Source organism: Kaistia sp. UC242_56, from assembly GCF_044452255.1.
Taxonomy (GTDB): Bacteria; Pseudomonadota; Alphaproteobacteria; order Rhizobiales; family Kaistiaceae; genus Kaistia; species Kaistia defluvii_A.
In genome coordinates, this window is record NZ_JBIOAN010000002.1 from 4,403,685 (window position 1) to 4,417,695 (window position 14,011).

The window sequence follows — 14,011 nt, forward strand, 5'->3', positions numbered from 1 at the left end:
GCCGGACCGAGCCCGGCAATGCCTGGAGCGTCGCCGCCCCTACTTCTTCAGTTCCTTGCCCACGCCCTTGCAGGTGAACTTGGTCGTGTAGACCTTGGACAGGTCTAGACCCGGCTTGGTGACGCCGGCCTTGACCATCTTCTCGTAGAAATCCTGCACGCGCGCATCGGTGATGCAGCCGATGCCCTTGTCGAGCGTATCGCCGGAATCGACCAGGCCGTAATCCTTCATGGTCTGGATCGTGTAGGCGATCTGCTCGTCCGTGATCTCGGGATTATCCTTCTTGATCAGGTCGTTGGCAGCCTTGTTGTCGCCGTACAGATAATTGTACCAGCCAACCGTCGAGGCATCGACGAAGCGCTGGACGATGTCGGGATTCGCGGCGACATATTCCTGCGTGCCTTCGATCAGCGTCGAATAGGTGCTGAAGCCCTGGTCGGCGAGCAGGAACAGCTTGGGCTTGAAATCAGCCTGCTTGGCGATCTCGAACGGCTCGGAGGTGATGTAGCCCTGCTGGGCCGACTTCGGATCCGCCAGGAACGGCGCGGGATTGAAGGTGTAGGGCTTGAACTGCTCGTCGCGGAAGCCCGGATAGGCCGACTTCATCCACTGGAAATAGGAGGCATAGCCATCCTTCGACAGCAGCAGCGTGTCGAGCTTGGCGAGGTCCTCGAACTTCTCGACGTCGGGATGGGCGATCAGGACCTGCGGTTCCTTCTGGAAGATCGCGGCGACCTCGACCAGCGGAATGCCTTCCTCGACGGCGGCGAAGGTCTCGACCAGATTGCCGGCCATGTTGAAGGTGGTCTTGCCGGCCAGCATCAGCTGGCGGTTGGCCGCCTGCGGGCCGCCCTGCACGATCGTGACCTTGAGACCGTACTTCTCGTAGGTGCCATCGGCGACGGCCTGGTAGAAGCCGCCATGCTCGGCCTGGGCCAGCCAGTTGGTGCCGAAGCTGACTTCGTCGAGGGCGAAGGCCTGGCCGGAAAAGGCCACCGCCGCCGCGCCGGCCGCCAGACCGATGAACTTAGTCCTGATGGATGTCATGAGCACTTCGCCTTCCCCTTGTTGCGGCAACCCCAGCGGCCGCAGATCGTGTTGTTTCCGAACGGGCTTGCCCGGTTCGTGGCCCGAAGCCCAGAAATCAGGCTCCCGACGCAAGACACATGCCACGCAACGCCCCTCGCGTGGCCGGACGGCGCCCCGGTGCCAGGCCCTGTCCTCCGCCTGCCCTTCGGAAAGTCGCGGCATATTATGCGACGAACTCTGCCCAAGATAGCGGCAGCGGGCATGATTCTGAGCACCCAAAGCGAAACGATGCCGGCCCGGCTGCGCAGCGAGCAGGCAGTCGACGGCGGCCCTGCGCTCCAGGGCTTGTCCGCGCCCTCGGCCACGCGCCCGCCCTTGCCACCGGAGCGGTCCCGCCCCTACCCTTCTCGCCCGCATTGCTGACCCCGGAGCCCATCGGTGAACCTTCCCCTGACCCCCACGGACATCCGTCCGCCCTTCGGCCGCTACAGCCACGGCGTCGAGGCCCCGGCCGGCAGCCGCTTCATCTTCACCTCCGGCCAGCTCGGCATCCGCGCCGATGACAGCATTCCGGAGGACATCGAGGCGCAGGCCGAGATCTGCTTCGAGAACATCCGCTCGATCCTCGCCGCCGGCGGCATGGATCTCTCCGACATCGTCCGCCTCAACGCCTTCGTCACCCGGCGCGAGGACATGCGCCGCTACATGAACGTGCGCGATCGCTTCGTCAGCGACCCGCTGCCGGCTTCCACCCTCTACATTGTCGGCGGCTTCACCCGGCCGGAATTCCTGGTCGAGATCGAGGCCGTCGCCGCCCGGGCGGAATGAACGGCCGGGGGCTGGCGCGCATCTTGCGATGCCGGCCGCCAGCGGCACCCCGCGTCCAGCGACGCGCGACAGGACAGGAAACGACATGACGACGAGCGAGAGAGTCTGGCTGAAGGATCCAATCGCGGTCCTCGCCGAAGGGGCGGAACGCGGAGTCGTCGTCGAGAACGGCAAGATCCAGGAACTGGTGGGCAAGGGCGCCGAGCCGAGCCATCCGGTCCACAAGGTTTTCGACGCCTCGCGTCATGTCGTGACGCCCGGTCTCGTCAACACGCATCACCACATGTTCCAGACGCTAACCCGGGCGCACCCGGCGGCGATCAACAAGGAACTGTTCCCCTGGCTGCAGGCGCTGTTCCCGATCTGGGCGAAGAACGTCAATCCGGACAATCTGCGGCTTGCCACCCGCCTGGCCCTGACCGAGCTGCTGATCTCGGGCTGCACCACCGCTTCCGATCACCAATATTTGTTCCCGCCGGGCCTCGATGACGCCATGGACATCCAGGCGGAAGAGGCCGGCAAGCTCGGCGTCCGCATGACGCTGACACGCGGCGCACTCAACCTGACGACGGAAGACGGTGGCAATGCCGACCAGGGCGCGGTGCAGGATACCGACGTCATCCTGGCCGATTGCGAGCGCGTGATTAACCGCTACCACGACAAGTCCGAAGGCTCGATGCTGCAGGTGGCGCTCGCCCCCTGCGCGCCCTTCAACGTCACCAAGCGGCTGATGGTAGAGACGGCGGCGCTCGCCGAGCGCTGCGGTTGCCGGCTGCATACCCATCTCGGCGAGACCCGCGACGAGAACGACTACTGCATGGAGCATTTCGGCTACCGGCCGGTCGATTATCTCGAGGAATGCGGCTGGCTCAACGACAGGGTCTGGCTGGCGCACGGCATCCACTTCAACGACGAGGAAGTGATGCGCCTCGGCCGCCATGGCGTCGGCGTCTCGCATTGCCCGACCTCCAACATGGTGCTCGCCTCCGGCCAGTGCCGGACGAAGGAGCTGGAAGCCGCGGGCTCGCCGGTCGGCCTCGGCGTCGACGGCTCCGCGTCGAACGACAATTCCAACCTGATGGAAGGCGTCCGCCACGCCCTGATGATCAATCGCCTCACCTACAATGCCGAAAGCGTCACCCATTTCGACGCGTTCCGCTGGGCGACGCAGGGTTCGGCGCGCTGCCTCGGCCGCGACGACATCGGCTCGATCGCCGTCGGCAAGCAGGCCGACATGGCGCTCTACACGCTGGACGAACTGCGCTTTTCCGGCGCTGGCGACCCGCTCGCCGCCCTCGTCCTTTGCGGCGCCTACAAGGCCGACCGCGTCATGGTGAAGGGCGACTGGCGCGTCGAGGAGGGCGTGCCGGTCGGCATGGACCTGGCCAGGCTCCGCTACGAACACGGCCAGGCGGCGAAGGCCTTTCTGGAGTCGGTGTAGGTGGCCAGGCTCCCACTGGCGCCCTCGCCCGCGCAACGGGAGAGGGAGACGAAGCGCACCGCCCGCACCTGGATCAAGGACCCGATCGCCGTGCTGGCGGATGGCGCCGAGCGCGGCGTCGTGGTCGAAGGCGGCCGGATCGTGGAGCTGGTGGGCAAGGGCGCCGAACCCGCCCACCCGGTTCAGACGATCTTCGACGCCGGCCGGCATGTCGTGACGCCCGGCCTCGTCAACACCCACCACCACTTCTTCCAGACCATGACGCGGGCGCATCCCAAGGCGATCAACAAATCGCTCTGGCCGTGGATCGAGGCGCTCTATCCGATCTGGACGCGGCATGTGAACGCCGACAATTTCCGCCTCGCCGCCCGGCTTTCAGTGACGGAACTGCTGATGTCGGGCTGCACCTGCGCGTCCGACCACCACTACATGTTCCCGGCCGGCCTCGAGCACGCGCTCGACATCGAGGCCGAGGAGGCGGAAGCCGTCGGCCTGCGCATGACCCTGTCGCGCGGCGCGCTTGATGTCGTCGGCGACAAGGCCGGCGACGACAGCCAGGCGGTGGCGCCCGGCGGCGCGACGCAGGACACCGACGTCATCCTCGCCGATTGCGAGCGCGTCATCGGCCGCTACCACGACCGTTCGGACGGCGCGATGACCCGCGTCGCGCTCGCCCCCTGCGCGCCTTTCGACGTGTCGATGCGGCTGATGCGCGAGACGGCGGCGCTGGCCGAGAGGCACGATTGTCGGCTGCACACCCACCTCGTCGAGACGAAGCAGGAAGCCGATTTCGCCCATGCCCGGCACGGCATGTCGGCGGTCGACTATCTGGAGGAATGCGGCTGGCTGTCGAACCGGACCTGGCTCGCGCATGGCATCCATTTCGACGATGCGGAGGTCACGAAGCTTGGCCGCCACGGCGTCGGCATCTGCCATTGCCCGACCTCCAACATGGTGCTCGCCTCCGGCATCTGCCGGACGAAGGAGCTGGAAGCGGCAGGCTCACCCGTCGGTCTCGGCGTCGATGGCTCGGCCTCCAACGACAATTCCAACCTGATGGAAGCCGTCCGCCACGCCTTGATGATCGGCCGGCTGCGCTATGATGCGGCGAGCGTCGCCCATCGCGACGCGCTGCGCTGGGCGACGGAAGGTTCGGCCCGCTGCCTCGGCCGCGACGATCTGGGTGCCATCGCCATCGGCAAGCAGGCCGACATTGCGTTCTGGTCGCTCGACGATCTGCGCTTCTCCGGCGCGGGCGATCCGATCGCCGCTCTCGTGCTCTGCGGCGCGCACGCGGCCGACCGCGTCATGGTGAAGGGCGAATGGCGGGTCGAGGACGGCGCGCCGGTCGGCGTCGATGTCGCGCGCCTTCGCCACGAGCATCATCAGGCTTCGCGCGCCTTCCTGGAAGCGCTATGACAACAGGCATTCCTTCCTGCCCGGCAGGCGCGGCCCATGTCCGCCGGCCCCATCGCAACGATCCGTGAAAGAGACTTCGGAATGACCCTTCCCCGCCCCTATTGGCATGAGATGCAGGCGCCTTCCTTCCTGGGCGGCGAAAAGGACTGGATCGCAGTCCTGCCGGTTTGCGCCATCGAGCAGCACGGCCCGCACCTGCCCGTGTTCACCGATGCCTGCATCGGCGAAGGGATGGTGAAGCGCGTCATCGAGATGCTGCCCGAGGGGCTGCCGGCGACCTTCCTGCCGCTGCAGTCGATCGGCAAGTCGAACGAGCACATCTCCTCGCCCGGAACGCTGACCTTCACGTGGGAAACCGCGATCCGCATGTGGATGGAGATCGGCGACAGCATCGCCCGCGCCGGCGTCCGCAAGCTCGTCATCGTCACCTCGCATGGCGGCAACGTGCCGGTCGCCGACATCATCGCCCGCGAGCTGCGCATCAAGCACGAGATGCTGGTGGTCTCGACCGGCTGGACCGCCGTCGGCGAACCCGAAGGCATGGTGCCGGCCGAGGAATATCTCTACGGCATCCATGGCGGCGACGTCGAAACCTCGATCATGCTGCATTTCCGGCCCGATCTGGTCGACATGTCAAAGACAGAGGACTTCCGCTCGACCCAGCTTGACCTCCTGAAGGAGTTCAAGCGCCTCCGCTTCCACAGCGCCCCGGCGCGCGCGGCCTGGAAGGCGCAGGATCTCAACCCCAAGGGCGCCGTCGGCGACGCCTCGCGTGCAACCGCCGATCGGGGCCGGCAGATGGTCGACTACCAGGCATCGGCCTTCGTCGAGCTGCTGCAGGAAATGGCCCGCTTCGATCTGGCCCGACTCTGGAAGGCGCCGGCCTGAAACTACGGAATTCGACCGAAAACGCTTGGGAATGTCAGGCGTCTGTTGCTAGCATGACGCAACAGCGCGGCCGCATCTGACGGAGCGTATGTCCGGGGGCGGGCGTGGTCGACATTGTCATTTCCGAGTTCATGCACAAGAACGCGATCGCGGATCTCTCCCGCGATTTCGAGGTTCATTACGAGCCGACGCTCGGCAGCGACCTGCCGAGCCTGTCGCGCGCCGTGCGCCACGCCAAGGCGCTGATCATCCGCGACCGGACGGTGGTCGACATCCCCCTGATCGCGCAGGCGCTCGACCTGCGCGTCATCGGCCAGGTCGGCGCCGTTTCCGACAATATCGACATGCTGAGCTGCGAGGCGCGCGGCGTCTCGATCGTCCGCGCGCCCGACATGATGGCCGACGCGATCGGCGAATATGTCATCGCCAGCGCCATGATGCTGATGCGCGGCGCCTTCTTCGCGACGCGCGAGGTGATGGCCGGCAAGTGGCCGCGCGGCCATCTCGTCGGCCGCGAGATCAACGGCCGCACGATCGGCCTGGTCGGGCTCGATTTCGGCGCCCGCGCCGCCGCCCAGCGCGCCCAGGCGCTCGGGATGAAGGTGATCGGCTGGGATCCGTTCCTGAAATCCGCCCATCCCGTCTGGCGCGATGTCCAGCGGGTCGAGTTCGACGCGCTGCTCAGCGAATCCGATGTGGTCAGCGTCCACCTGCCCGCCCGTCCCGAACTGATCGGTCGCGTCGGCACGGTGGCGCTGGCCAGGCTGAAGCCGACCGCGGTGCTGATTTCGGTCGGCGGCGGCGGCGTCGTCGACGAAGCAGCGGTCGCCAACATGCTGTCGATCGGCCGCCTGCGCGGTGCCGCCTTCGACGGCTTCGAAACCGAGCCGCTCAACAGCGAGGCCGGCTCGATCTTCGCCGCTGTCCCCAATCTCGTTCTGACGCCGCGCATCGCCGACCTGACGCTCGAATCCCACCTGCGCTCCTCGGCGGCGATCGTTGCCAAAGTTCGTGGCGCGCTCAATCTTTGATCAAGCGGCCAAAATCCCTCTTGCAATAGTGGCCGGCCTCGGCTCGACTGCAGCTTTCCCGCCAAGATGAGGTTCCTCAAGGAACCCGGTTTAAAAGGCGGGCCTAAAGCGCTTTGGATGGCGCTAGCCAGGGGAGTTTTGAATGAGGAATTTTGCCCGCCTGTTGGCGGCAACCATGCTGGCCGCCGGCCTCGCTTCGGCGGCCGAGGCGAAAACTCTGGTCTACTGCTCGGAAGGCAGCCCGGAAAACTTCAACCCGCAGATCAACACCACCGGCACGTCGTTCGACGCCGCCCGGCCGGTGTTCAACCAGCTCGTCGAGTTCGAGCCGGGCACGACCAAGATCCGCCCGGCCTTGGCCGAGAGCTGGGACGTGTCGCCCGACGGAATGGAAGTCACGTTCCACCTCCGCAAGGGCGTGAAGTTCCATTCGTCGAAGCTGTTCAAGCCGACGCGCGACTTCAACGCCGACGACGTGCTGTTCTCGTTCAACCGGATGTGGAAGGAAGACAATCCCTACCACAAGGTCTCCGGCGGCGCGTATGACTACTTCAACGACATGGAGATGCCGACGCTGCTGAAGTCGATCGACAAGGTCGACGACTACACGGTCAAGTTCACGCTGACCAAGCCGAACGCGCCCTTCCTCGCCAATCTCGGCATGGATTTCGCCACCATCATGTCGGCCGAATATGCCGACGCGATGCTGAAGGCGGGCAAGCCCGAGACGGTCGACCAGCAGCCGATCGGCACCGGTCCCTTCACCTTCGTCGCCTACCAGAAGGACGCCGTCATCCGCTTCAAGGCGTTCCCGGACTTCTGGGGCCCGAAGGCCAAGATCGACGACCTCGTCTTCGCCATCACCAAGGACCCGACCGCGCGCTGGGCCAAGCTGCAGAAGAACGAATGCCAGGTGATGATCGGCCCGAACCCGGCCGACCTCGACGCCATGGGCAAGGACGCGAACGTCAACCTGCTGTCGCAGCCGGGCCTCAACATCGCCTATCTGTCGTTCAACGTCACCAAGCCGCCCTTCGACAAGAAGGAAGTGCGCCAGGCTCTGACGATGGCGATCGACCAGGCGACGATCATCAAGGACGTCTATGGCGGCGCCGGCCAGGCGGCCAAGAACTTCATTCCGCCGACGATCTGGAGCTACAACGACGCGATCGAGCCCTACAAGTATGACCCGGCCAAGGCCAAGGAAATGCTGAAGGCCGCCGGCGTCGCGGAAGGCTTCGAGAGCGATCTGTGGTGGATGCCGGTAACGCGCCCCTACAACCCGAACGCCAAGCGCATCGCCGAACTGATGCAGGCGGATTTCGAGAAGGTCGGCATCAAGACCCACCTGGTTTCCTATGAGTGGGGCGAATACCGCAAGCGCATGCAGGCCGGCGAGCACCAGATGGGCCAGCTCGGCTGGAGCGGCGACAATGGCGATCCCGACAACTTCTTCTTCCTGCTCGGCTGCGAGGGCGCCCGTCCGGGCGGCCAGAACCTGTCGAAGTGGTGCAACAAGGACTTCGAGGCCTTGTTCCAGAAGGCCAAGTCGACCTTCGACGTGGCGGAGCGCGCCAAGCTCTATGAGCAGATGCAAGTGATCGCGCATGAAGAAGCGCCGGTCTTCAACGTCGCGCATTCGATCGTGTACGAGCCGATCCGCAAGAACGTGACGAACTACAAGGTCAGCCCGCTCGGACGGCGTGAATTCGCCGAAGTCGGTCTCGAGTAGCAAGCGACGGACGAGGACGGGGGGCACCACACCTCCGTCGTTCCGGGTAATGCCATGAGCCTGGCGGGCCGCGTCGCGCGCGGTCCGGCAGGCTCACGCAAGCCCCAGGATCCGCCGGCCCGCAAGGGCCAGGGCGGATCCCCGCTTTCGCGGGGATGACGGCCGTGACGGCGCCTCCCGCCTCGCCTTCCAGGCGGTATCACCATGTTCAGTTTCATCATCCGGCGCGTGCTGCTGGTCATTCCGACCTTCCTGGCCATCGCCTTCCTCACCTTCATCGCGATCCGGCTCGTGCCGGGCGACCCGGTCGAGGCCCGTACCGGCGAGCGCGGCATCTCGCCCGAGCGTCTGGCGCATTTCCGCCATGAACTCGGTCTCGACCAGCCGGTGTGGAAACAGTTCCTCGACTATCTCTGGCAGATCGCGCATGGCGATTTCGGCACCTCGATCTCGACGCAGACGCCGATCCTGACCGAATTCACGACGCTGTTTCCGGCGACGCTGGAACTGGCCATTTGCGCCATGCTGTTCGCGACGATCCTCGGCATTCCGGCCGGCGTGATCGCGGCGACCCGGCGCGGCACCTTCGTCGATTACACGCTGATGGGCGCGGCGCTGACCGGCTTCTCCATGCCGATCTTCTGGTGGGGCCTGCTGCTGATCCTGTTCTTCTCGGTCGATCTCGGCTGGACTCCCGTCTCGGGCCGCATCGACCTGCTCTATTATTTCGAGCCCGTCACCGGCTTCATGCTGATCGACAGCTGGCTCTCCGGCCAGGAGGGCGCGTTCAGCTCGGCCGTATCGCATCTGATCCTGCCGACCATCGTGCTCGGCACCATTCCGCTCGCCACCATCGCCCGCATGACCCGCTCGGCCATGCTGGAAATCCTCGGCGAGGATTACGTCCGCACCGCCCGCGCCAAGGGCCTGTCGCCCTTCCGCGTCGTCGGCATCCATGCGCTTCGCAACGCGCTGATCCCCGTCGTCACGGTGATCGGCCTGCAGGTTGGCGCGCTGATGGCCGGTGCGGTGCTGACCGAATACATCTTCTCCTGGCCCGGCATCGGCTCCTGGCTGATCGAATCGATCCAGCGTCGCGATTATCCGGTGCTGCAGGGCGGCATCCTGCTGGTCTCCGGCATCGTCATCGTCATCAACATTCTCGTCGACCTGCTCTACGGCGTGCTCAACCCGAGGATCCGCCATGCCCGCTGACAGAATGCCTGCCGAGCGGACCGCCGCCGCCATGGTCGAGCCGAAGGCGCCGCCCGGTCCCTTCGCCTCCTTCTTCCGCGACTTCTCCGAAAACCGCGCCGCCCTGATCGGGCTGATCCTGCTCGGCCTGCTGGTCTTCGTCGCCATCTTCGCCAATTTCCTGGCGCCCTATTCGCCGATCGAGCAGTTCCGTGAGTTCACCCGCATCCCGCCCGCCTGGGTCGAGGGGGGAAATAGCGCCTTCCTGCTCGGCACCGACGAGATCGGCCGCGACATGCTCTCGCGCCTGATCTTCGGCGCCCGGCTGTCGCTGTTCATCGGCCTGTCGGTGGTGGTCGCCTCGATGGTGGTTGGCATCGTGCTCGGCCTGGTCGCCGCCTTCGCGCCGGGCTGGCCGTCAATCGTGATCATGCGGGCGATGGACGTCATCCTGTCGGTGCCGAGCCTGCTGCTCGCCATCGTCATCGTCGCCATCATCGGCCCGAGCCTGACCAACACGATCATCGCGATCACCGTGGTCTACCTTCCCTATTACGTCCGCCTGGTGCGGGCGTCGGCAATGCAGGAGAAGACGCGCGACTATGTGACGGCGGCCCGCGTCGGCGGCGCCGGCACGCTGCGGATCATGTTCAAGACGGTACTGCCCAATTGCATGGCGCCGATCATCGTCCAGGCGGCGCTGACCATCTCCAACGCCATCCTGGAGGCAGCGGCGCTCGGCTTCCTCGGCCTCGGCGCGCAGCCGCCCTCGCCCGAATGGGGCGCGATGCTCGCCTCGGCGCGCGAATTCCTGCAATCCGCGCCCTGGATCGTCACCGAGCCCGGCCTCGCCATCCTGATCACCGTGCTTGCCATCAACCTTGTCGGCGACGGGCTGCGCGATGCGCTCGACCCGAAAATGCGGAGGAGCTGACATGCCGCTTCTCGAAATCTCCGACCTGACGGTCGACTTCAAGACCGGCTCCGGCCAGTTCCGCGCCGTCGACGGCGTGTCGCTCACGGTCGACCGCGGCGAGATCCTGGCGATCGTCGGCGAATCCGGCTCCGGCAAGTCGGTCGCCATGCTGGCGGTGATGGGCCTGCTGCCCTGGACCGCCACCGTCTCGGCCAAGACGCTCGCCTTTGACGGCCGCGACCTGCTGACGCTGACGCCGCGCGAGCGGCGCCGGCTCGTCGGCAAGGACATGGCGATGATTTTCCAGGAGCCGATGTCGAGCCTCAACCCATGCTTCACGGTCGGCTACCAGATCGGCGAAAGCCTGAAGGTCCATCTCGGCCTTTCCAAGAGCGAGCGCCGAAAGCGTTCGATCGAACTGCTCGAGGCCGTCGGCATCCCGGATCCCGAACGGCGGCTTTCCGCCTTCCCGCATCAGCTTTCCGGCGGCATGAGCCAGCGCGTGATGATCGCGATCGCGCTCGCCTGCCGGCCCAAGCTGATCATCGCCGATGAACCCACCACGGCGCTCGACGTGACCATCCAGGCGCAGATCCTGGAGCTGCTCGTCTCGCTGCAGCGCGAGACCCATACCGGCCTGGTGCTGATCACCCACGACATGGGCGTCGTCGCCGAAACGGCCGAGCGCGTCTCGGTGCATTATGCCGGGCAAAAGATCGAGGAACAGCCGGTCGGCCCACTCTTCGCCGATCCGCACCACCCCTATACGGCGGCGCTGCTGGCCGCCCTGCCGGAACGCGCGACGGGCAAGCGCCTGCCCTCGATCCCCGGCGTCGTGCCCGGCCAGTTCGACCGGCCGCCGGCCTGCCTGTTCGAGCCGCGCTGCCGCTTCGCCACCGAACGCTGCCGCACCAAGCTGCCGCCGCGCCAGGGCGCCATCGCCGGCTTCGCGCTCTGCCACTATCCGCTGACGCATGGCCGGCCGATCGGCCATCCCCACCCCGAAGGCAGGGAGGTCGCGGCATGAACGCGCCCGTCGTCCTCGAAGCCAGCAAGCTGGCGCGCTTCTATTCGGTGAGCCGCGGCGCCTTCAAGCCCGCCGCCACCATCAAGGCGCTGGCCGAGGCCAGCTTCACCCTGCACGCCGGCAAGACGCTGGCCGTCGTCGGCGAATCCGGCTGCGGCAAGTCCACCCTCGCCCGCCTCGTCACCATGATCGAGGAGCCGAGCGAGGGGCAGCTCGTCATCGGCGATACCGACATCGTCACCGCCGACAAGGCGGCGCTGAAGAAGCTGCGCTCCGACGTGCAGATCGTCTTCCAGAACCCCTATGGCTCGCTCAATCCGCGCCAGAGGATCATCGATGCGCTGGCCGAGCCGCTGGTGATCAACCGGAAGGAAATGAGCGCGGCCGAACGCAAGGCCGCCGTGCTCGACATGCTGCAGCGGGTCGGCCTTCGCCCCGAGCATGCCGACCGCTATCCGCATATGTTCTCCGGCGGCCAGCGCCAGCGCATCGCGATTGCCCGCGCGCTGATGCTGCGGCCGAAGATCCTGGTGCTCGACGAGCCGGTCTCGGCGCTCGACGTGTCGGTGCAGGCGCAGGTGCTCAACCTGCTGGTCGAGCTGCAGGATAGCCTCGGCCTTTCCTACCTGTTCATCAGCCATGGCCTGGCGGTCGTGCGGCACATGGCGGACGAGATCCTGGTCATGTATCTCGGCCGCGTAGTCGAACGTGCCCCCCGTGAAAAGCTGTTCGAGCGGCCGATGCATCCCTATACGCAGGCGCTGCTTTCGGCGACGCCGATGGCCGATCCCGAGCGCCAGCGCGACCGGGTCCGGCTGAAGGGCGAATTGCCCTCGCCGTTCAACCCGCCATCCGGCTGCGCTTTCCACCCGCGCTGCCCGCTCGCCTTCGACAAATGCCGCGTCGACCGCCCGGAACTGCGCTTTCACGGCGAAACCGAAGTCGCCTGCTGGGCCGTCGAGCGGGATGACCGGGCGGCTTAGGTCCCCCCAATTGGAAGCCGCTTTCCTTCACCTCTCCCTGAGGGAGAGGTCGACGGCCGAAGGCCGGCGGGTGAGGGTTTACGGCCTCTCCGGACAGTTCCCTAAACCCTCACCCGGAGCTTCGCTCCGACCTCCCCCTCAGGGGGAGGTAAAGGGCCGGCGCCATCTGGACGGAACACGCACCGCCTTCGACATCCTGAGGAGGCCCTTCAGGGCCGTCTCGAAGGACGCACCGAAATCGCGCGTGGATCGAGACGCGGCCTGCGACCGCTCCTCACCCTATTGATGTTTGGGAGATGGAAATTTTGCGCGGACGCGAACGGCCATTGTCGCAGCGTGACCCATCGCAATCGGCGCCGACATCCCTTATATCAGGCGGCAACCCATTCCCCCTTTTGCGCGGGCTGATGTTCCGCGCCGGAGACATTTCATGACGGAAACCCAGATCCCGGTCACCGTGCTCACCGGCTATCTCGGCGCCGGCAAGACGACGCTGCTGAACCGCATCCTCTCGGAAAACCACGGCAAGAAATACGCCGTCGTCGTCAATGAATTCGGCGAGATTGGCATCGACAACGACCTCATCGTCGAGAGCGACGAAGAGATCTACGAGATGAACAATGGCTGCGTCTGCTGCACGGTGCGCGGCGACCTGATCCGCGTCGTCGAGGGCCTGATGAAGCGCCCGGGCGGCTTCGACGGCATCCTGGTCGAGACCACCGGCCTCGCCAATCCGGCCCCGGTCGCGCAGACCTTCTTCATGGATGACGATGTCCGCGCCAAGTCGCGCCTCGACGCCGTCGTCACCGTCGCCGACGCGATGAACCTTTTGACCCGGCTCGACGACGCGCCGGAGGCCGAGGAACAGATCGCCTTCGCCGACGTCATCCTGCTCAACAAGGCCGATCTCGTCGACGCTGAGAAGCTCGCCGCCGTCGAGCGCCGCATCCGCGAGATCAACCCGCATGCGACGATCCACCGGACCGAGCGCTGCGCCATCGATCTCACCAAGGTGCTCGACCGCGGCGCTTTCGATCTCGAGCGCATCCTGACGCTCGACCCGGAATTCCTCGAGGGCGACGATCATGACCATGATCACGTCCATGACGAGAATTGCGGCCACGATCACCACCATCATGACCACGACCATGGCCATCACGGTCATGACCATGATCACGACCATCACCACCACCATCCGCGCCATGACGAATCCGTGTTCAGCGTCTCGCTGCGCGGCGGCACGCTCGATCCGAACAAGTTCTTCCCCTGGATCCAGGAGATCACCCAGGTCGAGGGTCCGAACATCCTGCGCCTGAAGGGCATCCTGGCGATGGACAAGGATCCGGACCGCTATGTGCTGCAGGGCGTGCACATGATCGTCGAAGGCACGCATCAGCGCCCCTGGGCCGAGGGCGAGAAGCGCGAGAGCCGTCTCGTCTTCATCGGCCGCAAGCTGAACGAGCAGGCGCTTCGCAAGAGCTTCGAGGATTGCCTCGTCGCCGCCTGAGCCCCGGAACGGGCCG

The 14,011-nt window shown here is 65.9% G+C and carries 12 protein-coding genes; 11 read left to right on the plus strand and 1 reads right to left on the minus strand.

All coding sequences use genetic code 11. The annotated features are described in order from the left end of the window. Positions 1 to 39 precede the first annotated feature (39 nt). Positions 40 to 1,053, minus strand: coding sequence for an ABC transporter substrate-binding protein (locus ACHMWQ_RS23455; RefSeq protein ID WP_396309319.1), 1,014 nt, complete (start codon positions 1,051 to 1,053; stop codon positions 40 to 42). Between the two features lie 414 nt (positions 1,054 to 1,467). On the opposite strand from ACHMWQ_RS23455, the gene ACHMWQ_RS23460 reads away from it, so the two are divergent. From ACHMWQ_RS23460 to ACHMWQ_RS23510, 11 genes are all read left to right on the plus strand, one after another. Beyond that, positions 1,468 to 1,857, plus strand: a complete 390-nt coding sequence (locus tag ACHMWQ_RS23460; RefSeq protein ID WP_396309320.1) for a RidA family protein — start codon at positions 1,468 to 1,470, stop codon at positions 1,855 to 1,857. Between the two features lie 85 nt (positions 1,858 to 1,942). Beyond that, the gene (locus ACHMWQ_RS23465) at positions 1,943 to 3,298 is read left to right on the plus strand and encodes an 8-oxoguanine deaminase (RefSeq protein ID WP_396309321.1); all 1,356 of its coding nucleotides are present in this window, start codon (positions 1,943 to 1,945) and stop codon (positions 3,296 to 3,298) included. 15 nt (positions 3,299 to 3,313) lie between these two features. Next, positions 3,314 to 4,717 carry an 8-oxoguanine deaminase gene (locus tag ACHMWQ_RS23470; protein ID WP_396309515.1) on the plus strand — a complete coding sequence of 468 codons (1,404 nt, stop codon included), beginning with the start codon at positions 3,314 to 3,316 and terminating at the stop codon, positions 4,715 to 4,717. A gap of 81 nt (positions 4,718 to 4,798) precedes the next feature. Further along, positions 4,799 to 5,605, plus strand: coding sequence for a creatininase family protein (locus tag ACHMWQ_RS23475; protein WP_396309322.1), 807 nt, complete (start codon positions 4,799 to 4,801; stop codon positions 5,603 to 5,605). 104 nt (positions 5,606 to 5,709) lie between these two features. Continuing rightward, positions 5,710 to 6,636, plus strand: a complete 927-nt coding sequence (locus ACHMWQ_RS23480; protein WP_396309323.1) for an NAD(P)-dependent oxidoreductase — start codon at positions 5,710 to 5,712, stop codon at positions 6,634 to 6,636. A 142-nt stretch (positions 6,637 to 6,778) separates the two neighbouring features. Continuing rightward, a complete protein-coding gene (locus ACHMWQ_RS23485) occupies positions 6,779 to 8,368 on the plus strand; it encodes an ABC transporter substrate-binding protein (RefSeq protein WP_354551408.1) in 1,590 nt (529 codons plus the stop codon). A gap of 204 nt (positions 8,369 to 8,572) precedes the next feature. Then, positions 8,573 to 9,583 (plus strand): ABC transporter permease subunit, encoded by a 1,011-nt coding sequence (locus ACHMWQ_RS23490; protein ID WP_396309324.1) that lies wholly within the window; start codon positions 8,573 to 8,575, stop codon positions 9,581 to 9,583. A 4-nt stretch (positions 9,584 to 9,587) separates the two neighbouring features. Continuing rightward, a complete protein-coding gene (locus tag ACHMWQ_RS23495) occupies positions 9,588 to 10,496 on the plus strand; it encodes an ABC transporter permease subunit (protein ID WP_396309516.1) in 909 nt (302 codons plus the stop codon). A gap of 1 nt (position 10,497) precedes the next feature. After that, entirely contained in the window at positions 10,498 to 11,505 is a 1,008-nt protein-coding gene (locus tag ACHMWQ_RS23500; protein ID WP_396309325.1) for an ABC transporter ATP-binding protein, read from the plus strand. Further along, positions 11,502 to 12,488, plus strand: coding sequence for a dipeptide ABC transporter ATP-binding protein (locus tag ACHMWQ_RS23505; protein WP_396309326.1), 987 nt, complete (start codon positions 11,502 to 11,504; stop codon positions 12,486 to 12,488). The genes ACHMWQ_RS23500 and ACHMWQ_RS23505 overlap by 4 nt, the downstream gene beginning before the upstream one ends. A 430-nt stretch (positions 12,489 to 12,918) precedes the next feature. Continuing rightward, entirely contained in the window at positions 12,919 to 13,995 is a 1,077-nt protein-coding gene (locus ACHMWQ_RS23510) for a CobW family GTP-binding protein (RefSeq protein WP_396309327.1), read from the plus strand. Positions 13,996 to 14,011 lie beyond the last annotated feature (16 nt).